Origin of the sequence: Nocardioides hwasunensis (assembly GCF_014779665.1) — a bacterium.
Lineage (GTDB): Bacteria > Actinomycetota > Actinomycetes > Propionibacteriales > Nocardioidaceae > Nocardioides > Nocardioides hwasunensis.
Genome location: NZ_JACXYY010000001.1, coordinates 197142 through 218341, shown reverse-complemented (window position 1 = coordinate 218341; position 21200 = coordinate 197142). Strand labels below are relative to the sequence as shown.

The 21200-nt window shown below is 71.9% G+C and carries 19 protein-coding genes; 6 read left to right on the top strand and 13 right to left on the bottom strand.

The features are described 5' to 3' along the window. Positions 1 to 94 precede the first annotated feature (94 nt). The gene (locus IEZ25_RS01100; protein WP_191197555.1) at positions 95 to 2467 is read left to right on the top strand and encodes an Ig-like domain repeat protein; all 2373 of its coding nucleotides are present in this window, start codon (positions 95 to 97) and stop codon (positions 2465 to 2467) included. Between the two features lie 93 nt (positions 2468 to 2560). On the opposite strand, the gene cimA is transcribed toward IEZ25_RS01100, so the two are convergent. After that, positions 2561 to 4141, bottom strand: coding sequence for a citramalate synthase (gene cimA / locus IEZ25_RS01095; protein WP_191197554.1), 1581 nt, complete (start codon positions 4139 to 4141; stop codon positions 2561 to 2563). 237 nt (positions 4142 to 4378) lie between these two features. Here cimA and IEZ25_RS01090 point away from each other — a divergent pair, with 237 nt between their 5' ends. Beyond that, the gene (locus tag IEZ25_RS01090; RefSeq protein ID WP_191197553.1) at positions 4379 to 5305 is read left to right on the top strand and encodes an ABC transporter ATP-binding protein; all 927 of its coding nucleotides are present in this window, start codon (positions 4379 to 4381) and stop codon (positions 5303 to 5305) included. Next, positions 5302 to 6087: an ABC transporter permease gene (locus tag IEZ25_RS01085; protein WP_191197552.1), complete on the top strand. Its 786-nt coding sequence runs from the start codon at positions 5302 to 5304 to the stop codon at positions 6085 to 6087. The genes IEZ25_RS01090 and IEZ25_RS01085 overlap by 4 nt, the downstream gene beginning before the upstream one ends. A 20-nt stretch (positions 6088 to 6107) precedes the next feature. Here the strand turns inward: IEZ25_RS01085 and IEZ25_RS01080 are convergent, their stop codons facing one another. From IEZ25_RS01080 to IEZ25_RS01060, 5 genes are all read right to left on the bottom strand, one after another. Further along, positions 6108 to 6398 (bottom strand): DUF3349 domain-containing protein, encoded by a 291-nt coding sequence (locus IEZ25_RS01080; RefSeq protein WP_191197551.1) that lies wholly within the window; start codon positions 6396 to 6398, stop codon positions 6108 to 6110. A gap of 10 nt (positions 6399 to 6408) precedes the next feature. Next, complete coding sequence (locus IEZ25_RS01075) at positions 6409 to 6705, bottom strand: hypothetical protein (protein WP_191197550.1); 297 nt, start codon at positions 6703 to 6705, stop codon at positions 6409 to 6411. 14 nt (positions 6706 to 6719) lie between these two features. Further along, positions 6720 to 7943, bottom strand: a complete 1224-nt coding sequence (locus IEZ25_RS01070; RefSeq protein WP_191197549.1) for an inorganic phosphate transporter — start codon at positions 7941 to 7943, stop codon at positions 6720 to 6722. A gap of 63 nt (positions 7944 to 8006) precedes the next feature. Continuing rightward, positions 8007 to 8864, bottom strand: a complete 858-nt coding sequence (locus IEZ25_RS01065) for an SDR family NAD(P)-dependent oxidoreductase (RefSeq protein ID WP_191197548.1) — start codon at positions 8862 to 8864, stop codon at positions 8007 to 8009. A 157-nt stretch (positions 8865 to 9021) separates the two neighbouring features. After that, the gene (locus IEZ25_RS01060) at positions 9022 to 10230 is read right to left on the bottom strand and encodes an MFS transporter (RefSeq protein ID WP_191197547.1); all 1209 of its coding nucleotides are present in this window, start codon (positions 10228 to 10230) and stop codon (positions 9022 to 9024) included. A 22-nt stretch (positions 10231 to 10252) separates the two neighbouring features. On the opposite strand from IEZ25_RS01060, the gene IEZ25_RS01055 reads away from it, so the two are divergent. Next, positions 10253 to 10834 carry a TetR/AcrR family transcriptional regulator gene (locus IEZ25_RS01055; RefSeq protein WP_191197546.1) on the top strand — a complete coding sequence of 194 codons (582 nt, stop codon included), beginning with the start codon at positions 10253 to 10255 and terminating at the stop codon, positions 10832 to 10834. Positions 10835 to 10862: 28 nt separating this feature from the next. Here IEZ25_RS01055 and IEZ25_RS01050 read toward each other — a convergent pair whose 3' ends face one another. Next, entirely contained in the window at positions 10863 to 11840 is a 978-nt protein-coding gene (locus tag IEZ25_RS01050; protein WP_191197545.1) for a YihY/virulence factor BrkB family protein, read from the bottom strand. Between the two features lie 67 nt (positions 11841 to 11907). Further along, a complete protein-coding gene (locus IEZ25_RS01045) occupies positions 11908 to 13695 on the bottom strand; it encodes a serine/threonine-protein kinase (RefSeq protein ID WP_191197544.1) in 1788 nt (595 codons plus the stop codon). A gap of 87 nt (positions 13696 to 13782) precedes the next feature. On the opposite strand from IEZ25_RS01045, the gene IEZ25_RS01040 reads away from it, so the two are divergent. Continuing rightward, positions 13783 to 14127, top strand: a complete 345-nt coding sequence (locus tag IEZ25_RS01040; protein ID WP_191197543.1) for a TraR/DksA family transcriptional regulator — start codon at positions 13783 to 13785, stop codon at positions 14125 to 14127. Between the two features lie 81 nt (positions 14128 to 14208). Here IEZ25_RS01040 and nhaA read toward each other — a convergent pair whose 3' ends face one another. The 4 genes from nhaA to IEZ25_RS01020 all read right to left on the bottom strand — a co-directional run bounded on the left by nhaA (position 14209) and on the right by IEZ25_RS01020 (position 18532). After that, positions 14209 to 16107, bottom strand: coding sequence for a Na+/H+ antiporter NhaA (nhaA, locus tag IEZ25_RS01035; protein ID WP_318151973.1), 1899 nt, complete (start codon positions 16105 to 16107; stop codon positions 14209 to 14211). A gap of 70 nt (positions 16108 to 16177) precedes the next feature. Beyond that, positions 16178 to 17260, bottom strand: coding sequence for a branched-chain amino acid aminotransferase (locus tag IEZ25_RS01030; RefSeq protein WP_191197542.1), 1083 nt, complete (start codon positions 17258 to 17260; stop codon positions 16178 to 16180). Positions 17261 to 17295: 35 nt separating this feature from the next. Then, complete coding sequence (locus IEZ25_RS01025) at positions 17296 to 18381, bottom strand: 3-isopropylmalate dehydrogenase (RefSeq protein ID WP_191197541.1); 1086 nt, start codon at positions 18379 to 18381, stop codon at positions 17296 to 17298. 10 nt (positions 18382 to 18391) lie between these two features. Then, positions 18392 to 18532 carry a hypothetical protein gene (locus IEZ25_RS01020; RefSeq protein ID WP_191197540.1) on the bottom strand — a complete coding sequence of 47 codons (141 nt, stop codon included), beginning with the start codon at positions 18530 to 18532 and terminating at the stop codon, positions 18392 to 18394. Between the two features lie 434 nt (positions 18533 to 18966). Here IEZ25_RS01020 and IEZ25_RS01015 point away from each other — a divergent pair, with 434 nt between their 5' ends. Then, positions 18967 to 19533 carry an O-methyltransferase gene (locus tag IEZ25_RS01015; RefSeq protein WP_191197539.1) on the top strand — a complete coding sequence of 189 codons (567 nt, stop codon included), beginning with the start codon at positions 18967 to 18969 and terminating at the stop codon, positions 19531 to 19533. A gap of 21 nt (positions 19534 to 19554) precedes the next feature. Here the strand turns inward: IEZ25_RS01015 and IEZ25_RS01010 are convergent, their stop codons facing one another. Next, on the bottom strand, positions 19555 to 21138 hold the full coding sequence (locus IEZ25_RS01010) for a COG1361 family protein (protein ID WP_191197538.1): 1584 nt from the start codon (positions 21136 to 21138) through the stop codon (positions 19555 to 19557). Positions 21139 to 21200: the final 62 nt, after the last annotated feature.

Sequence of the window (21200 nt, the reverse complement as noted above, 5' to 3'; positions counted from 1 at the left end):
TCACCCTTCCAACGATCACGGGCGCGGTCACGATTGAAAGGTCGTCACCCCCTCCATGTCGGTTCTCCGTCGCACCACATTCACGCATCGAGCCATGGGACTGGCGGCGGGAGCGCTCGTCGCCGCGTTGCTTCCCGCAGCCGCAGCCCAGGCCGCCGATGAGCCCGATCCCCGCATCGGACTCGGCCCGGGCCTCAACCCCTGGTCGGACGCCGCGAGCAACATCGAGCTGCTCGACAACTCTCCGAAGACCGGTTCGTTCCTCGCTCAGAACAACTCCGACCTCGCCTTCACCGGGGACTACGCGATCTCCGGCAGCTACAACGGCTTCCAGGTCTACGACGTCTCCGATCCGGCCACCCCCGAGCTGCGCGGGGCCTTCGTGTGCCCCGGCGGGCAGGGTGACGTGTCGGTCTTCGGCGACCTGCTCTTCATGTCGGTCGAGGAGACTCGCGGTCGCATCGACTGCACGAGCGACCCCATCACCGACGCTCCCACGCAGCGCTTCCGCGGCATCCGGATCTTCGACATCTCCGACATCGACAGCCCCCGGCAGCTTCCCGGGGTGCAGACCTGTCGTGGGTCGCACACCCACACCGTGGTGACCGACCCGAACGACGCGAGCAACATCTACCTCTACAACTCCGGCACGGCCGGCGTCCGCTCGGCCACCGAGCTCGCGGGTTGCGAGAGCGCTCCGGTCAACAGCAACACGCCCGTCACCACGGGCAACCCGGCGCAGTGGCGCATCGACGTCATCAAGGTGCCGCTCGCTGCGCCCGAGACGGCGGCGATCGTCAATCAGCCGCGGATCTTCTCCGATCCCGACACCGGCGCCTACAACGGGCTGCAGAACCTCCCGCCCAACGGCCAGCACCCGTCGGGCACCAACTACTCGCCCGCGCCCAACACCAACACCTGCCACGACATCACCGCCTACCCCGAGGTCGGTCTCGCGGCCGGCGCGTGCCAGGGCAACGGCATCCTGCTGGACATCTCCGACCCGGCCAACCCGAAGCGGACCGACGCCGTCGCCGATCCGAACTTCTCCTACTGGCACTCCGCCACCCTCAACAACGACGGCACCAAGGTGATCTTCACCGACGAGTGGGGTGGCGGCGGTGGCGCCCGGTGCCGCGAGACCGACAAGCCCGAGTGGGGCGCCGACGCCATCTTCGACATCGTCGACGGCAAGATGGAGTTCGCCAGCTACTACAAGCTGCCGGTCCCCCAGACCAACCAGGAGAACTGCGTCGCCCACAACGGCTCGCTGATCCCGGTCCCCGGACGCGACATCATGGTGCAGGCCTGGTACCAGGGCGGTCTGTCGATCTTCGACTTCACCGACTCGGCCAACCCGGTCGAGATCGCCTTCTACGACCGCGGCCCGATCTCCGGCACCAGCCTGTCCCTCGGCGGCTACTGGTCGACGTACTGGTACAACGGCAACATCTTCGGCAACGAGATCGCCCGCGGCTTCGACTCCCTGGGCCTGACGGCGAGCGAGCACCTCTCCGACGACGAGATCGCTGCGGCCAGCGCGGCCACGGTCGACGAGCTCAACGCCCAGCACCAGACCAAGCTGACCTGGACACCGAGCTTCGAGGTGGCCGGCTCCTACGTCGACCAGGCCGAGCGCTCCGGTGCCCTGTCAGGCGACCCGCTCACCTCGGTCACGGAGGGCTTTGCCACCGCCCGCGAGTACGCCGGTCAAGGCGCCTCGACGGCTCCGCTGGTCAGGCACTACCTCAATGCCGCGCTGAAGTTCCTCGGCAACAACGGGGACCAGGGCAAGGCCCGCCGAGCCATCGTCGACCTGCGCGACAGCACTCCGTGCGAGGCCGGCTGCAAGCTGCCGACGAAGGTCGCTGCGTCGCACTCCCCCGAGCCCTCGACGTTCGGCGAGGCCTCGACGGCGAGCGTGAGCGTGGAGCGCGTCGGCACCGAGGGCGCCGATCCGGCGGGCGTGGTCACCGTGTCCGACGCGTCCGGCAAGCAGCTCGGCTCCGTCGAGCTCACCAAGGGCTCGGGCACCGTCAAGCTGCCCGCCAACCTGCCGGCCGGGTCGCACACGCTGACCGCGACCTATGCAGGGGACGCGAACAACGCCACGTCCTCGGTGACCTTCTCGGTGACGGTCAACGCCGCGCCGGGCACCCCGACCCAGCCCGGCGCCGAGGCTGCCGCATCGAAGACGCGGGTGAAGGTCCAGCCCGGCAAGCCGCGCTTCAAGAAGTCCTTCAAGGTCGTGGTCGACGTCAAGGCCACCGGCGCCGACTCGACCGGCAAGGTCGTGCTCCGCATCGATGGCAAGAAGGTGGCGACCAAGCGCCTGGACGACGGGCGTGTGGTCTTCACGGTCAACAAGCGGCTCAAGGTGGGCAAGCACCAGCTCACGGTCGCCTACCAGGGCACCAAGGCCGTGAAGGCCAGCAAGGCCACCACGAAGTTCCGGGTCGTGCGCTGACCGCGGGACACGTCTGACACACCACGAGCGAGGCCCCGGCGGATGTCCGCCGGGGCCTCGGTCGTGCTCAGGTCGTCGCTGGCGGTGTTCGGCTCAGCGCTCCCGGCGACGCAGCCCGAAGGTGAAGCCGTCGACGAGGGCGCCCCACGACGCCTCGATCACGTTGGCGCCGACTCCGACGGTGACCCACGACGACTCCCCGTCGGTGGTCTCGATCAGCACGCGGGTGATCGCGTCGGTGCCGTGCCCCTGGTCGAGGATGCGGACCTTGTAGTCGATCAGCTCGAGCTTGGCGACCTCGGGGAAGGCCTGCCCGATCGCCTCGCGCAGCGCGGCGTCCAGGGCGTTGACCGGGCCGTTGCCCTCACCCGTGACGACGTACCTCACGCCCTCGGCCCGCAGCTTCACCGTCGCCTCGGAGACCGCCTCGCCGTCGGTGCGGGTCTCGGTGATCACCCGCCACGACTCGACGTCGAAGTACGACGGCCGCACGCCCTCGACCTCCTCGGCGAGCAGCAGCTCGAAGGACGCGTCGGCCGCCTCGAAGGTGTAGCCGCCCTGCTCGAGCGCCTTGACCCGGTCGGTGACGCGGGTGACCAGCCCACGGTCGTCCGAGAGGTCGTATCCCAGCTCCTTGCCCTTGAGCTCGATGGACGCGCGCCCGGCCATGTCGGAGACGAGCAGCCTCATGTCGTTGCCGATGTCGAGCGGGTCCATGTGCTGGTAGAGGTTCGGGTCGACCTTGATCGCGCTGGCGTGCAGCCCGGCCTTGTGCGCGAACGCCGACGTGCCGACGTAGGGCTGACGCGAGGCCGGCGGGACGTTCGTGACCTCGGCGACGGCGTGGGCGATGCGCGTCGCCTCGCGGAGCAGCCCCTGCGGCAGGACGGCCCTGTCGAGCTTGAGCTCGAGGTTGGCGACCACGGTGACGAGGTCGGCGTTGCCGGTGCGCTCGCCGTAGCCGTTGATGCAGCCCTGCACGTGGCTCGCGCCGGCGGCGACGGCTGCGAGCGAGTTGGCGACCGCGCAGCCGCTGTCGTTGTGGGCGTGGATGCCGACGCGCGCGCCGGTCGTGTCGATGACGTCGAGGACGACGTCGGAGACCCAGTCGGGCAGCATGCCGCCGTTGGTGTCGCACAGCGCGACGACCTCGGCGCCGGCCTCGGCCGCGGTGCGCAGCACCTCGAGGGCGTACGTCCGGTTGGCCCGGTAGCCGTCGAAGAAGTGCTCCGCGTCGAGGAACACCGTCTGCCCCTCCTCACGCAGGTGGGTGACGGTGTCGCGCACCATCGCGAGGTTCTCCTCGAGCGTGGTGCGGAGCGCGAGCTCGACGTGCCGGTCGTGCGACTTCGCCACGAGCGTGACGACGCCGGCACCCGAGTCACGCAGCGCCGCCACCAGCGGGTCGTCGGCAGCGCGTACGCCGGCACGGCGGGTGGCGCCGAACGCCGCGAGCTTCGCGTGGTCGAGACGCAGCTCGTCCTGGGCGCGCCGGAAGAACTCGGTGTCCTTGGGGTTGGCGCCCGGCCAGCCGCCCTCGATGTAGCCCACGCCGAGCCCGTCCAGCTGGCGGGCGATGCTCAGCTTGTCGGCGACCGAGAGGTTGAGGCCCTCCTGCTGGGCGCCGTCGCGCAGGGTGGTGTCGTAGACGTGGAAGGCGCCGTGCAGGTCCATCGGTCTTCTCTCATCGGGGTTGGTCCGGGCGGGGGCACAAAAAAACCTCCTGGGGTGCAGGAGGTGGGCGCGACGGGTGCTCCGTCGCGCTAGGCAATGATGATCGTGCTGCTGGTCACGAGCCCATGGTGCCACCCACCGCGCCCTGGTGAGACCGAAGTCTCGGGATGCGGGCGCCCGGACGGCCCGGCGGCGAGGTCCCGGGGGCACGGCGACCGACGTGCCAGAGTGGACCCCATGATCACGGTCGATCACCTCACCAAGACCTATGGCGGCTTCACCGCGGTCGACGACGTCAGCTTCACCGCCCAGCACGGCCGGGTGACCGGCTTCCTCGGTCCGAACGGGGCCGGGAAGACGACCACCATGCGGATCATGGTGGGGCTGACGCCGGCGACGTCCGGCAGCGTCCGGATCGGCGGGCGGGACTACCGCGACATCCCGAACCCCGGCCTGCACGTCGGTGTCCTGCTGGACGCCTCGGCGCAGCACGCCGGCCGGACGGGCCGCGAGGTCCTGATGATCGGGGCCAAGACGATGGGCCTGCCGGACTCGCGCGTCGACGAGATGCTCGAGCTGGTCTCGCTCACCCCCGCCGAGTCCAAGCGCCGGGTGCGCAACTACTCGCTCGGCATGCGCCAGCGGCTCGGCATCGCCCACGCGCTGCTCGGCGATCCGTCGGTGCTGATCCTCGACGAGCCCGCCAACGGGCTCGACCCGGCGGGCATCCGCTGGATGCGTCGCCTGCTCAAGTCGTACGCCGACCAGGGCGGGACCGTGCTGCTCTCCAGCCACCTGCTCAACGAGGTCGAGCTCATCGCCGACGAGATGATCCTCATCGGCCGGGGCACGATCGTCGCCTCGGGCACCAAGGAGTCCCTGCTGTCGGGCCAGGCCAGCAGCACGCTCGTCCACTCCGAGGACAACGACGCGCTCGGGCGTCACCTGACGGCGGCAGGCCATGCGGTCGCCGTCGAGGCCGGCGGGCTGCGCGTCGACTGCGACTCCCCCACCGTCGGACGGGCCGCGCTGGAGGCCCAGGTCGTGCTCACCGAGCTCCGGTCCGGGGCGGCCGGCCTCGAGGACCTCTTCCTCGCCCTCACCGAGGACACCCAGCGCGAGGGTCGTCCCGCCGCCGCGACCGCCCAGGGAGGCACCGCATGAGCGCCAACGCCACGTCCGAGGTCCTCGACGTCTCCGGCACCCCGCGCGTCCCGTTCAGCCGTCTGGTGAGCGTCGAGGTCCGCAAGGCCCTCGACACACGGGCGGGTCGCTGGTTCTCCGGCTCGATCGTGCTCCTCAGCCTCGCCGTCGTGGTCATCTACGCGTTCGCGGCGCCCGAGGGCAGCCGCGACTTCGGCGACGTCATCACCGTCTCCGGTGGCGTGCTGGGCTACTTCCTTCCCATCTTGCTGATCCTCATGGTGACCAGCGAGTGGAGCCAGCGCACCGGCCTGACGACGTTCACCCTCGAGCCGCACCGCGGTCGCGTGGTGGGCGCGAAGCTCTGCGGCGGTCTCATCCTGGGTGCGGGCCTGATCCTCGTCGCCATGGGGGTCGCCGCGATCGGCACGCTCCTCGGCGGCGGCGCATGGTCGATCACCGCCGACGTGCTCGTGAAGGGCTCCCTGGTGGCCAACCTGATCGGCATCCTGACCGGCTTCGCGATCGGGATGCTGCTGATGAACAGCCCGGCCGCGATCGTCACCTACTTCATCTACTCGCTGGTGCTGCCGATCGCGGTCAACGTCCTGAGCGCGTTCCAGGAGTGGTTCGCCGACCTCGCGCCGTGGATCGAGTTCAACACCGCTCAGGGCCTGATGTTCCAGGACGAGGGCGCTCCCGGCGGCACGCTGCTGGCCCAGCTCCTCGTGTCGGGCACGATCTGGCTCGTCGTCCCGTTCGTCCTGGGCCTGCTGCGCCTGCTCCGCGCCGAACCGAAGTAGGCGGCGTACGCCGACGCGGCTCAGGTCTGGTCGGCGCCCGGGAACCCGCGGAAGGCGAGGTGCTCCTGCACCCGCTCGACGTCGGCCTCGGAGGGCACCTCGTCGGTCACCTTGGTGATCGAGACCGCGATGTCGGTGCCGTCCGCGGGGAGCATGCCCTCGTCGGCCAGCTCGGTGGCGATCGCCGCCACCTCCTCGTCGGTCAGGCGGCGACGGAGGAGGGCCAGCAGGGCGACGTAGTCCTGCGCCGGCACCCCCGTCGGGTAGCCCTCGCGGAGCCAGGCCACGACACGGTTCAGCAGCACGGGCACGGCGTGCTCCTCACTTCTCCACCAGCGTGGGATAGATGTGCTCGAAGCTCAGCGCGTAGCCGAAGCCCGAGGCGACGATGAAGGCGATGCCGAGGGCGACCCCGGCCAGCACGACGGCGAAGCAGACGCCGGCACCGAGCCGGCCGAGCAGGTGCGGGCTGCCGCCCTCGACCTCGGCGGCGCCGCCGGTTCCCCACGCCAGGGACCGGATGCCGACCGCGAAGACGGCCGGCAGGCCGGCGCCGAGGACCAGTCCCGCCAGCAGGACCCGCCAGGCGCCGTCGAGGGCGTAGCCGAAGTTGTCCATCGTCGTCTCCTGGCTCAGCCGGCGGTCGTCGCGGGGGCGGGGACGCTGGTGGACGTGGCGCCCTCCCAGTCGTCGTTGACGTTGGAGTGGTCGACCGGGGCCCGGCGGGAGCGGACGTACATCGCCGACGACAGGCCGACGAGGATCGCGAACACGGCGAGCGCGCCCGGCAGTCCGCCGACCAGGTTGCCGATCCACCACGTGACGGCTCCGGCCACGGCCGCCATCGGGAAGGTGATCATCCAGGCGAGCACCATCCGACCTGCCACGCCCCAGCGGACCTCGGCGCCTCTCTTGCCGATGCCGGTGCCGAGGATCGAGCCGGTGGCGACGTGGGTCGTGGAGAGCGCGAAGCCCAGGTGGCTCGAGGCGAGGATGACCGCGGCCGACGAGCTCTCGGCGGCCATGCCCTGGGGCGAGGAGATCTCGACCAGCCCCTTGCCGAGCGTGCGGATGATCCGCCAGCCGCCGAGGTAGGTGCCGAGGGCGATCGCCAGCGCGCACGAGAGCTTGACCCAGAACGGGATGGAGCCGGTGTCGGACCACTCCCCCGACGCGATCAGCGCGAGCGTGATCACGCCCATCGTCTTCTGCGCGTCGTTGGTGCCGTGCGCCAGGGAGACGAGCGACGCCGAGCCGATCTGCCCCCAGCGGAAGCCGCTCTCGCGGTAGCGCTCGGTGACGCCGTCGGTGATCCTGTGGATCAACCAGGTGCCGACCGCGGCGACGACGAGGGCGATCACCGGGGACAGCAGCGCCGGCAGCAGCACCTTGCCGACCACCCCGTCGAGCTTCGAGCCGTCCCCGGCCCAGTTGACGCCGGAGAGGCCCAGGCCCGCGATCGTCGCGCCGACGAGTCCTCCGAAGAGTGCGTGGGACGAGCTGGACGGAAGGCCGAGGAGCCAGGTGAGCAGGTTCCACAGGATGCCGCCGACCAGGCCGGCGAGGATGATCAGCAGCAGCGCCTGGCCCCCGTCGGCGAGGAACTGCTCCCGCGGCGCGCCGTCGGAGTCCTGCACCTTGATGACCGCGTTGGTGACGGTGAGCGCCACCTCCACGGACAGGAAGGCGCCGACGAGGTTGAGGGTGCCGGAGAGGGCGACGGCGACCTTGGGTCGCAGGGCGCCGGTGGCGATGGACGTGGCCATCGCGTTGCCGGTGTCGTGGAATCCGTTGGTGAAGTCGAACGCCAGGGCGGTCACCACGACCAGCCCCAGGATGACGAGCTCGGGGGTCACGCCTCGACTGTTCTCCTCGATCCGCGACGTGGCGAGACCCCGGCGGCGGTGTTCAGCCGCTGTTCATCTCGCCGAGCTCCGGCCCCTGTGCGAGACACGCTCGAAGACCGGTCCGACGAGCCGGTCCCAGACCCTCGGCGTGACGACGAACGCGGCGATCAGCGCGTAGTTGACCATGGACGACTGCACGCTGCCGCCGCCTCGCCCTCGCCCTCGCCCTCGGTCGATGACGCGGACGATGACGGCGGCGACCTGCTCCGGGGACTGCATCGGCGGCGGAGGCGAGTTGACCGCACCGGCGCTGTCGAGGGCCTCGTCGTAGATGTCGGTGTCGACACTGCCGGGCGACACGTGCACGATGCCGACCCCGGGCAGGTCCACGTTCTCGATGCGCAGCTGCCGCGCCAGCGCGCGTACGCCCCACTTCGAGACGACGTAGGGGGTCATGCCGGGCACGGCGATGTGCCCGAGCAAGGAGCCGACCAGCACCAGGGTGCCCTGACGCTGCTCGCGGAGCACAGGCACGACGTGCCGGGCCACGGTCATGGCGCCGAGGAGGTTGGTCTGCACCACCTGGCTGGCGTGCTCGGCGTCCGCGTCCTCGATGCGCCCGTAGGTCACGATGCCGGCGCAGTGCACCACCGCGTCGATGCGCCCGTGCCGCGCACGGGCATCGGCCACCGCGTCGGCGACCTGGCCGTCGTCGACCACGTCGCACGTCGTGACCCATGCCGAGCCAGCACCGGCGGAGCGGCACGCGAGGGCGGCGTCCTCGAGCTCGTCGACCCGCCGGGCCAGCAGGCCCACGTGATGGCCTCGCGTGGCGAGCTCGAGCGAGACGGCACGACCGATCCCGCTGGAGGCACCGACCACGACGACCACGGCCGGCCGCTCGTCGGCGCGCGAGGAGGTCAGACGCATGCGAGCCTCCTGGTGATCACGGTGGGCGCCCGGGCGGCGCTCGGGCACGCGAGCCGTCCGGAGGATCAGGCGGGAGGCAGGGCCGGTGCCGGACGTGCCCAACGTACGCGGGTGGTCCGGCTGGTGCACCGTTCCCAGGGGTGGGCGACGGAGGGCGTCAGACGCGGAGCGCTGCGCGACGCCGTGCGCCGGCGAGCGGTGGATCCGACCGCGGAGCGATCCGGCCGCACGCCGCGGCAACCAGGGCCACCACCGCGGACACGACGAACGCGCTGGACAGCCCCCGACCGCCCGCCAGCGCACCCGCCAGCGCGGAGCCGGCTGCCTGGCCGAGCACCAGGGCGACGAACAGCGCGGAGGTGCCGGCCGCGTCCCGCCCCGGCACCGCGCGACCGGCCCACGCGATGAGCGCCGAGCTCGCTGCGACGAAGCCCCAGCCGAACCCGGCGCACGCGACGACGTACGCCGGGAGCGGTGCCGTTGGCAGTCCCAGTGTGGCCGTGGCCACCGCGACGACGCCCGCAGCCAGCATCCAGGCGCTCCGGGGCGACAGGGCCGCCAGGCGGCGCGAGGTGAGCACGGTGGCGGTGCCGCCGACGCCCAGCGCGATCCAGGCCACGACCGTCGCCGTGTCGCTCGCGCCGGTGGCTGCCACCTGCGTGCGGCCGTAGGTCCAGGTCACCGCCGAGGCCGCGCCCAGCAGCACCGCCCCGAGAGCCGGGACGCCGAGCGCGAGCAGGGACGCCAGCGCGAGGTCCGGCTCGTCGTCCGCCGAGGCGGCGGGCGTCGGAGCCGAGCGGCCCTCGTCCCGGTCGAGGAGCAGCACCGCACCGCCGGCGAGGGCGGTGACGACGGCAGCCAGGACGAAGGCCGTGCGCCAGTCGGGCAGCGCGAGGGCGAGCAGGCCCGCGGCCACCAGGCCGGGGCCCGTTCCGGCGTTGACCGTCGCCTGCGCCGCGGCACCGCGCGACGCCGTGACACTGCGCGCGACGACGCCCACGAGACCGGGCGAGGCCAGACCGGCGCCGGTGGAGGCGACCACGACGGCCGGCCCCAGGACCGCGAGGGTCGGCGCCAGCGCCAGGAGCACCGCGCCGCCGGACGCCGTGGCGACGGCAAGGAGCACCAGCACGCGAGGGCGGGCGGCCAGCAGCAGCCCGACCAGCGCTCCGACGCAGTACGCCGCCGAGGCACCCGAGGCGATGTAGCCGGCCGTGGCGGTGCCCATGTCCACTGCGCGCGAGATGTCCGGGAGGAAGAGCCCGTAGGCCAGGCGCACCAGGCCGTAGGTCCCCGCGATCAGGCCGGCGCCGGCAACGACGAGCAGCGCTTCCCGCGCATCCGCAAACAATAACGTTCGTTTCACTTCTTCAACCTACACTGGACCCGTGGCCACCCGGGACTCGACGCTCACCAGGCTCCTCGACGCGGTCGACGAGGTGGTCTTCGCGGGTGGCGACGCGCACGCCCCCGTCGACGTGATCCTCGCGCGGGCCCACGTCTCGCCCGCCACGCTCTACCGGGCGTACGGCAGCAAGGACGAGCTCGTCGCCGCGGCCCTCGACCGACGCCACGCCGAGTGGATCGAGGTGTGGGACTCCGCGCTGTCGCGGGCGGCGACCGACCGCGATCGCCTGCTGGCGGTGTTCGACGCGATGGACGCCTTCCAGCGACGGGAGTCGGGCGCCCGGTGGTGCGCCTTCCTCGGCACCGCCGCCGGGCACGCCGATCCGCCGCAGGTGCTGGCGACGGCCGTCCAGCGGGAGACCGACACGGCGAGGATGCGGCTGCGCGAGCTGGCCGAGCCCGTGGTCGGGACGTCGGCGCGGACGGTGGCAGAGGCGCTGCTGCTCCTCTACTCGGGCCGGCTGGCCATGCGCCTGCGCCCCGCCGGCCGCGGTGTCCGGGCGCCCGACGTGCGTCTGTTGGCGGAGCTCGTGATCGACCATCCGGAGCAGGTCGAGTCGTGAGCGGCGCCGCACTCCCGCCGGCGAGGACTCAGCCCGCGACCTGGGTGGCGTGCGGTCGGCCGGGATCGTCGAGGACCGGCTCCGCCTCACCGGCACGCAGCGCCTCGAGCTGGGCGCACACCGCGATGCCGTAGAACAGGGCGATCGACGACAGGAGCGCCCACAGCAGCAGGGCGACGATGCCCGCGAGCGGGCCGTAGACGGCGTCGAAGGACCCGCTGAGCAGGACGTAGCCCGAGAGCCCGGCCGTGGCGACGCCGCTGAGGAGCACCGCGACGCCGGCACCGAGGGCGAGCCACGAGAGTGCCGGCTGGCGACGGCGCGGGACGTGGTCGAGCAGCACGGCGATCGTGGCGACGAGCAGGGCGAGACCGACGGGCCAGCGCAGCACGTTCCACCAGCGCTCGGTCGTCGACGACCAGCCGTAGACCTCGACCATGGCCTCGCCGATCGCGCTTCCGCCCACGATCATCACGAAGCCCACCCCGACCGGACCCGCCAGGACCACGGTCAGGACGGCGGCGCGGCCGTACTTCGCACGAGCGGGACGATCTCGTCTGATGCCGTAGATCCGGTTCGCGCCGCGCTCGACCTGGGCCATGGCGGTCGTCATCGAGACGAGGGCGAACCCCAGCCCGAGGAACAGGGCGATCTCGCCTGCCACCTCCGACTGGTCGGACGACTCGACCGCCGAGGCCAGCGCGTCACCCTCCCCCGAGCCGGGCGAGACGCTGTCGACGACGTGCGCGACCACGCGCGCCGGCCGCTCCTCGTCGAGGTCGGCCGCGAGCCCGGTCAGCGCGAGCAGGAACGGCACGACGGCCAGGCACGCCTGGAGCGCGAGCGCGCGGGAGTTGGTGAAGCCGTCGCCGTAGCGGAAGCGGACGAAGGACTCGACGGCGATCGCGCGCAGCCCGTGCTCGCGTGCGAGGTGCCAGGCGTCGATCGCGTCGAGCTCGTCGCCGTCCATCTCGGTGGTGACGGGCACGGTGCGGGCGGTGGTCACCGCGCGAGCATGTCACCCTGGCGGTCGCGGTGCGCTCGCGACACCTGCATCGGCGGCGCGCCGGAGGTCAGAGCCAGCCGGGCAGGCGTACGCCGGAGAACGGCGCGGCGTCGCTGGGCGACCAGCTCGTCCCCTGCGCGCCGGCGGCGCCACCGAGGCCGGTGCCGAGGGCCGCGACGAGCAGCGTGACCAGCAGCCACGGAACGCCGCGCCGGGCGAGCGGGTCGACCACGCGGTGGACAGGAGACCTGACCCGCTCGGAGCCGGGACCCCACCAGGTGGCCAGCACGAAGGTCGCGCCGACGACCCCGAGCGAGGTGGTCATCGAGATCGACGCGGCGAAGCACAGGAGGGCGATCGCGCACGCGATCCCGATGCTCCAGAGGAACAGCAGCAGGGCACCGCCGAGGCCAGCGACGGCGTGCCAGGGCGCGGACAGCAGCACCTGGATCCCGTCGTACCACTTCACGCCGCGACGGTCGCGACGGAGGCCGGCGGACGACGCAGCCATCGAGCCGCTGCGCAGCAGCCACACCGCGACGAGGAGGACGGCGAGGGTGACGTAGGGCGCGAGCGCGAAGCCCCCTGTCGCCACTCCTCCGACGGCGAGGAGGGTGAGCCCCCGACGCAGGCGCTGGCCGGCGGGGACGCGCTGGCGGACGGGCGGGCCGTAGTCGGCGACGTACTCCGTCGAGCCGTCGGGCAGGACCCGGGTCTGGCGGTGCGGGAGGGTGCTCGCCTCGCCCCAGCCCTGGGTGGGGCGCTGTTCGTACGTGTCGTCGCCGCGGTCGTCGTAGAGGTCCTCGATCGGCGACTCGGTGGGCGAGGTCCAGTCCTGCGACCAGTGCACCGGCTCATCCACCGGCGGGACCACGGGCTCGAGCGGCGCGGCGGGCGCGAGCGGCGCGACCGCGGCCTCGGCGGTGCCCAGGCGGGTCGGCGCGTCGTGCTCCTGCTGCGCCGCGGCGGCGTAGGGCAGGGTGACCGGGCTCGCGCTGGGCTGGCTGCGGCGATCGACCGACACCCCGCCGGCGAGGGCCTCGAGCCAGTCGCGCGCCTCGTCGAGCGTGGGCCGGTCGGCCGGGTCGGGCGCGAGCGCGTCCTCGACGAGCTCGAGCACGTCGGGGTCGAGGCCTGTCAGGTCGTGCTCGCCGCGACGGACCCGGTCCATGATCGCCACGGACGGCCCGCGGCCGTAGGGGGCGCGGCCGGTGCCGGCGTACGCCACGGTGGCGGCCCAGGCGTGGACGTCGGAGGCCGCGCTGGCGTCGTCGCCGTAGAGGATCTCGGGCGCGAGGTATCCCGGCGTGCCGAGCAGCCAGCCGTTCATCGTGATGCGCGAGTCCTCGGCGACCCGGGCCAGCCCGAAGTCGATGAGGATCGGCGTGCGGCCCTCCATGATCACGTTGGAGGGCTTGATGTCGCGGTGCAGCACCCCGACGGAGTGAACGGCCTCGAGCGCCTCGGCCAGGCAGTCGGCGAACCACACCAGGTCGTCGCCGGACAGCCCACCCTCCTCCTGCACGTGGTCGTGCAGCGACAGTCCGGGGACGTAGCGGGTGGCGACGAACGGGATCTCGCCGAACGGGTCGGCGTCGACGATCTCGGCGATGCGGCGGCTGCGCACCCGGCTCAGCGAGCTCACCTCGCGGGCCAGCCGGCGCCGCGCCTCGTCGTCACCGACGATGTGCGGCCGGAGCACCTTGATCGCCACCGGGCGCTCCCCCGGCCTCTGGCCGAGGTGCACCACACCCATGCCGCCCTCGCCGAGGCGGGCCCGCAGCGCGTAGCCGCCGACGGTCAGCCCGGGCGGCGGCGCCTCGGTGCCGGTGCGCGCGTGGGTGGGGGTCGTCACGGCACGAGGATACGGCCGGGGCCCGGCGAACCCGGTGATCCCGGTGTCGCGCGGCGGGCTGTCGTGGGCCTGGTCCATCATGTCCGGATGGACGAGATGCGGCGCCGGTTGGTTGCCGAGCGCGACGCGACGCTCGCCCGCCTGTCGTCCCTGACCGGTGACCACGCGTCGATCGTGGCCGCCTCGCTCGACACCAACGCCGACGACGAGCACGACCCCGAGGGGGCGACGATCGCCTTCGAGCGCTCACAGATCGGGGCGCTCGTCCGCCAGGTCCGTCACCACCTCGACGAGCTCGACGCCGCGGTCGCGCGCCTCGACGCCGGGTCGTACGGCGTGTGCGAGGGCTGCGGCGCCGCCATCGCCGACGCTCGGCTGGAGGCACTTCCGGCGACCCGCACCTGCATCGCGTGCGCGTCCGCCGGACGCTGACGTCCGCTCCCGGACCCGTCGTTGCGCCCCGCACTCTCCGGGTCGCCTCCCGGATGACGGATCAGGCCCGCAGGGCCGGGATCACCTGTCGACGGGAGGCCGCACGCCCGGCGAGTGCCCCGACGACTCGAGCGCCGCGATCAGGCTGCGCGCGTCGAAGGGTCCGACGTGGCGGAGGTCGCCGATGAAGAACGTCGGCGTGCCGCGGACGCCGCTCTCCTCCGCCGACGCGACGTCGTGCGCCACGTGCCGGGCGACGTCGTCGTCCTCGAGGTCACGCATGAACCGCTCGACGTCGAGGTCGAGCTGGGCGGCGTAGCCGACGAGGTCCTCGAGCTCGAGCTCGTCCTGGTGGGTGAAGAGGACGGCGTGCATGTCCCAGAAGCGGCCCTGCCGCGCCGCCGCCTCCGAGGCCAGGGAGGCGAGCTCGGCGTGCGGGTGGTTCGGCAGCGGCAGGTGCCGGACGACGTAGCGCAGTCGGTCGCCGAAGTGGTCGCGGAGCTCGTCGCCCACACCGCTGACCCGGGCGCAGAACGGGCACTCGTAGTCGAGGTACTCCACCAGGGTGAGCTCGGCGTCGACCGGTCCGACGACGTGGTCGCGCTCGGGGTCGACCGGCCGGCTGAGGACGCGAGGCAGCGCGGCGTCGTCCTGACCGAGGACGCGGGCGGAGAAGCGGAACGCCATCCAGCCGGCGAGGCTGGCCAGCACCGCCGCGAGCAGCACCCCCACCCGGGCCTGGTCCTGCAGGCGCGCGGAGTCGAAGGCCAGGCTGATGATGAGCAGCGAGACCGTGAAGCCGATGCCCGAGAGCGCGCCTCCGGCCAGGGTGTGCCCGAGCCCGACGCCCTGCGGCAGCCTCCCCCAGCCGAGACGGATGCTGGCGAAGGCCCCGACGAAGATGCCGAGCGCCTTGCCGACCACCAGGCCCAGCACGATGCCCCACATCAGCCGCGAGGTGAACGCGTCGCCGAGGACGCCGTCGCGCAGGTCGACACCGGCGTTCGCGAGCGCGAAGACCGGGACGACGACGTGGCTGGTGGGGGTGTGGAGCGCCTCCTGCAGCCGCTCGTTGACCGAGATGGCGCGAGTCAGCGAGCGCCGCGCAGCCCGCTGGACACCCGGCATGGGCGACTGCCGGAAGGCGCGGAACGAGCGCGCGGCGTCCTCGACGTCGGACCGGCGCGGGTCCAGGGCCGGCACCAGCAGCCCGCTGACCATGCCGGCGATGGAAGCGTGCACGCCGGACTCCAGGGTCGCGATCCACAGCACCAGCACAACGAGGACGTAGGGCGCGGCCTGCCAGACACCGACGCGGTCGAGACCGACGAGCACGGCCAGGCACGCGGCCGCGACGAGCAGCGCACCGATCGAGAGATCGTCGGAGTAGACGACGCCGATCACGCTGACCGCGACGATGTCGTCGATCACCGTCAGGGTCAGCAGGAAGATCCGCAGCTGGGTGGAGACCGCGGGCCCCACCAGCGCCATCACGCCGAGCAGGAACGCGGTGTCCGTGCCGATGACCGCACCCCAACCCGCCGCCTCCTCACCGGAGGAGTTGAGCGCGAGGAAGATGCCGGCGGGCACGAGCATGCCGGTGATGCCCGCGACGAGCGGCACGACGATGCGGCTGCGGTCGGTGAGCTCGCCGATGGCGAACTCCTTGCGGACCTCGAGGCCGATGACGAAGAAGAAGACGACCATCAGGCCGTCGTTGATCCAGTGGTGCAGGTCCATCGTCAGCCCGCCGCTGCCGAAGCGGATCGCCAGCTCGGTGTGCCAGAGGTCGACGTAGGACTGCGACCACGGCGAGTTCGCCCAGACCAGCGCGATCAGCGCTGCGGCGACCAGCATCCCGGCGGAGCCGGACTCGGTGCGCATGAAGTCGCGCAGCGACCGGGGGCTGGCGGCCTCGAAGGCTTGCGATCCCTTGCAGGAGGACTGGTCGGGATCCGTCTTGACCTCGGGCGAACTCACTGCCCGAGTTTATCGGCGCGCTGGCCCGCGCCGGGCCGATCGAGCGTCAGCCGACGGCGAACACCCGTCGTCAGCAGACCTGGTGCATCCAGCCGAACGTGTCCTCGGCCCGGCCGAACTGCATGCCCACGAGGGCCTCGCGCAGCTGCATGGTCAGCTCGGTGCTGGACGGCGCCGGCGTGACTCCGCTCGGCGAGCGCAGCTCGCCGACGGGCGTGACGACGGCGGCGGTGCCGCAGGCGAAGACCTCGGTGATGTCGCCCGAGGCGACGCCGTCGCGCCACTCGTCGATGGAGAACTTGCGCTCCTCGACCGCATGTCCGAGCTTGCCGGCCAGCTCGATGATCGAGGCGCGGGTGATGCCCTCGAGGATGGTGCCGGTCTCGGGGGTGACCACGCGACCGTCGGCGTGGACGAAGAAGAGGTTCATCCCGCCGAGCTCCTCGATGTAGCGGAACTCCTGGTCGTCGAGGAAGACCACCTGGTCGCAGCCCTGCTCGATCGCCTCACGCTGCGCGGCCAGGGACGAGGCGTAGTTGCCACCCGTCTTGGCCGCACCCATGCCACCACGGCCGGCACGGGTCAGTGTCTCGGACAGCCACAGGTTCACCGGCTTCACGCCGCCCTTGAAGTAGGCGCCGGCGGGCGAGGCGATGACCATGAAGGTCACGTGCTGCGATGGCCGGACGCCGAGGAACTTCTCCGAGGCGAACATGAAGGGACGCAGGTAGAGCGACTTCTCGCCGCCCTCGCCCGAGTTGTCCGGCACCCACCGCTGGTCGGCCTCGACCAGAGCGTCGACGCACGCGACGAAGTCGTCGACCGGCAGCTCGGGGAAGGCCAGGCGCTGTGACGAGCGGATCATCCGCGCGGCGTTCTGGTCGGGACGGAAGGTCCAGACCGAGCCGTCCTCGTGACGGTAGGCCTTCATCCCCTCGAAGGTCTCCTGCGCGTAGTGCAGCACCGCGGTCGCCGGGTCGAGGGTCAGCGGGCCGTAGGGCTCGATGCGCGCGTGGTGCCACCCTGTGTCGGGCGTCCACTCGACCAGCAGCATGTGGTCGGTGAAGTGCGTGCCGAAGCCGGGGTTCGCGTGGATCTCGGCGAGCCGGGCGTCGTCGACGGGTGTGGCGTTGGCGGTGGTGCTGATCTGCATGGGGTCAACCTATTCCAGTGGCCCGGCGCGGGCACTCAGAGGCGCGCGGCGATCGCGTCGCCGACCTCGCTCGTGCGACGACTCGTGCCCGGTGCGCGCTCGCTGAGGTCGGCCAGGACGGCCGCCTCGATGCGGGCCGCCGCCTCGGGGTGGCCGAGGTGGTCGAGGAGGAGCGCGCCGGAGAGGATCGCGGCGGTCGGGTCGGCGACCTGCTGGCCGGCGATGTCGGGGGCCGAGCCGTGGACGGGCTCGAACATGGAGGGGGCCGTCCGGTCGGGGTTCACGTTGCCGGAGGCGGCCAGCCCGATGCCGCCGGTGATGGCGGCGGCGAGGTCGGTGACGATGTCGCCGAAGAGGTTGTCGGTGACGATCACGTCGAAGCGGGCGGGGTCGGTGGCCAGGAAGATCATGGCCGCGTCGATGTGGATGTAGTCGGTCGTGACGTCGGGGTGCTCCGCGGCGACCTGCTCGAAGAGGCGCCACCACAGCGAGCCCGCGTGGGTAAGCACGTTGGTCTTGTGGACCAGCGTCAGCTTCTTGCGCGGGCGCTTCTCGGCGCGGGCGAACGCGTCGCGCACGACCCGCTCGACGCCGTACGCGGTGTTGACCGACACCTCGGTCGCGATCTCGGCCGGGGTGCCGACCCGGAGGGCGCCACCGTTGCCCGTGTAGGGGCCCTCGGTGCCCTCCCGCACGACGACGAAGTCGATGTCGCCCTTCGCCAGGACCGCCTCCGAGAGCGGCGAGGTGGAGCCGGGGAAGAGCCGCGACGGGCGCAGGTTGACGTAGTGGTCGAGCTCGAAGCGCAGCCGCAGCAGCAGTCCCCGCTCGAGGATGCCCGGCGGCAGGTTCGGGTCGTTGGGCTTGCCGCCGACGGCTCCCAGCAGGATGGCGTCGTGCCCGCGGATCTCCGCGAGCACCGAGTCGGGCAGCACCTCGCCGGTCGCGAGGTAGCGCTCGGCGCCGAGGTCGTAGCGCGTCGACTCGAACGTCACCGGGGAGGCGACCTCGAGGACCTTCAGGGCCTCGGCGGTGACCTCCGGGCCGATGCCGTCGCCGGGGATGATGGCGAGGGCCTGGCTGCCGGTGCTCGTGGGTGCGGACTGCTGGGTGTCGGACATGCGGCAGACGTTAGTTGTCGTCCGGCCGCTGGCTGCCGTTGTCTCGCAGGTCAAGCGCGGTCTGGACGGCCATGGCCGTGTTCTCGGCGCTGCGCGGGTTCTCGGGGTCGTGGGCCGCAGGGCCCCAGCTGTCCGGGTACAGGTCGTACATCGATGTTCGCTCCTCGGGTGTGTGCACCTGGTGCACGTGATGGGGAGTCCGAAGCCACCGACACCGCGGCGGGTGGGGAGGCGGGAGTGCGGGGATCACCCGGGGCCCGACCGCCGGCCAGGCGAGCATGCGGATCGCGCAGGAGCTGCGTGGACCCGCCACGGAGGCGACGGCTTCGAACTCGAGAGCAGAAGCTCTCTGGAGTGAAAGGCCGGGCGGCGGAACCTCGTCAACGCCGAACACCGCGACGAGGTGGCCTTTTCTTGTCAGGCCTCGCCGCGGCAGTCGATAAGTACGAAGACGCTCCGCATGGTGAGGCGACTCTACGACCGTGCGCCGGCGCCGTGCACCCGGTTTGTCGAAACGTGTCAGATCGTGAGATGTCGGATCGACCCGTGGGATTCCCGGCCAGTGGTGACAGACTCGGCGACCTCATGTCTGCCCCTCCCGAACTCCCCGACATCGTCCAGCGCGCGTTCGACGTGTGCCGCCAGGCCGGCTACGTCGCGTTCTGCCGCAACGAGACCGGCCGGTTGCTGGCCACCCTCGCGGCGACCCGGGGCGGGACGATGGCGGAGTTCGGCACCGGCTGCGGCGTCGGCACCGCGTGGTTGCGCAGCGGCGTACGCAACGGGGCGCGGATCCTGACCGCCGAGCTCGACGAGTCGCTGGCCGGCGCGGCCGCCGAGATCTTCACCGACGACGGATGCGTCGAGGTGCTGGCCGCGGACTGGAGCGTGCTGCGCGAGCACGGCCCGTTCTCCCTGCTGTTCCTCGACTCCGGCAGTCCGTCGGAGGTCGGCGTGGACGCGATCATCGACCTGGTCGAGCCGGGCGGGATCGTCGTGCTCGACGACTTCGCACCGTGCGAGTCGTGGCCGCCGATCGCCTACGGCCGCGTGGACACCCTGCGCGAGCAGTGGCTCACCGATGAGCGGTTCACCGCCGTCGAGGTGATGGTGGCCGCCGACGCCTCCACCATCATCGCGACCCGCCGCTAGCCGGATCCCCGGCTGCGACCGTCAGTCGTAGAAGTTGGTGTCGCCGAGCACCACGCCGGCGGCGGCCGGGTTGGGCTTGCCGCTCGGGTCGTGCTGGATGCCGATGACCTCGCGCTCGCGGGTGCCGTCGGCGTACGACAGCTCGATGATGCCGGTGGCGACGACCTTGTAGGTGCCGCGCTGGTCGGCGGGCGCGCTGCTCCAGCTCTGCCCCAGACCCGGCCAGCTGCCGACCGAGAACCCGCCCTCGACGAACTTGTTGGTGCGGTCCATGGTCAGGTAGTCGGTGTAGGAGGTGCAGGTGATCGCGCAGTAGCCCGACCAGTTCTGGTGGTAGAGGTCGAGGGCGAGCTTGGTCCCCTTCTTCGGCAGCGTCAGCGGCTCGACGCGCAGCTTCTCGTCCTTGTAGGCCGGGTGCTTGAAGGTGAATCCCTCGGAGGTGACCTTGGCCCGCTGCTTTCCGAGCTTCACCGTGCCGGTGCGCGGGTTGTAGGAGTAGCGCACGCACTCCTTGACCTTGGCCGAGCAGCGCGGCTTCTTGCCCTCGGCCCACCCGGTGTGCGCCCACTTCTTGTCGACGAACCAGATGGAGTGGTTGATCCATCCGGCCCGGGACTGGAGGTTGGTGGACTCCCAGCCCCACCAGTAGGTGCCGGTGAGCTTCTTCGGGATGGTCGGCTTGGGCGTCAGGACGACGGTGACCTGGGCCGTGGCGGTGGCAGCCGCTGGGTCGGTGGCGGTCAAGGTCAGCGTCCGCGGCTTCAGCTTCGCCTTCTTCCCCTTCTTGCCCTTCGGTGCCTTGAGCCGCACCTGGACGTCGAGGTACTCCGTCGACCGGGCGTCCACGGCGCCGGAGTAGACGTTCGTGCTCCGGACGTCGATGCCCTTGCCCGTGGCGGTCAGCCGGACCGAGCTCGCCGGACCGCGCGAGGTGTTGCGCAGCTCGAGGCGGACCTTGGCCCACTTGCCCGCCCGGGCACCGACCATCTTGTCGTCGGGCTCGACCTCGAGGACGGGCTTGTAGCTGTCCTCCAGGTCGTCGGCGTAGGCCGTGCTCAGCGTCGCGCCGCCGGGCGTGTTGACGCTCACCCGCGCGAAGGCGCACTCGAACGGGGTGTTGCGCAGCCGCGGGTGGGCAGCCGTGCTGATCGTCACCTGGTTGCCCTGCGTGGTGCTGGTGACGCCGACCTGCTCGCCGTCGGCGAACTGGCCTGCCCCCTGGGCCACACCGGGGGCCGCGCCCGCGACGAACCCGGTCACGCAGGAACGGCCGTCCCACGTGCCGACGTAGACCGCGACGGCAGCACCGGGGTCGGGTGCCGCATTCAGGGTGGCGGCGCCGGTCATCGTCTGCGCCTCGACGTCGACGGTGACGTCGACGGAGGCGAGCTGCTGCGAGGGGCTCGACGCCGGCTCGTTGCCGATGTTGGTCAGTCGCGCCGTGCGGCGTACGACGCCGTCCTCCGCGGTGTCGGCGCGGAGCAGCGCCGCGCCCTGGGCCGCGCGCTCACTGCGCTCCGGCACACGGAGCTCACCCCCGTCGCCGGCTGCGACGGCGGGTGCACCACCTGCCGCCACCAGCGCCAGCAACATCGGAACGGACACGACGACGCGACGAACACGCATGATTCCCCCACCACTAACGATCACGGTCGACCTCTTCCTAC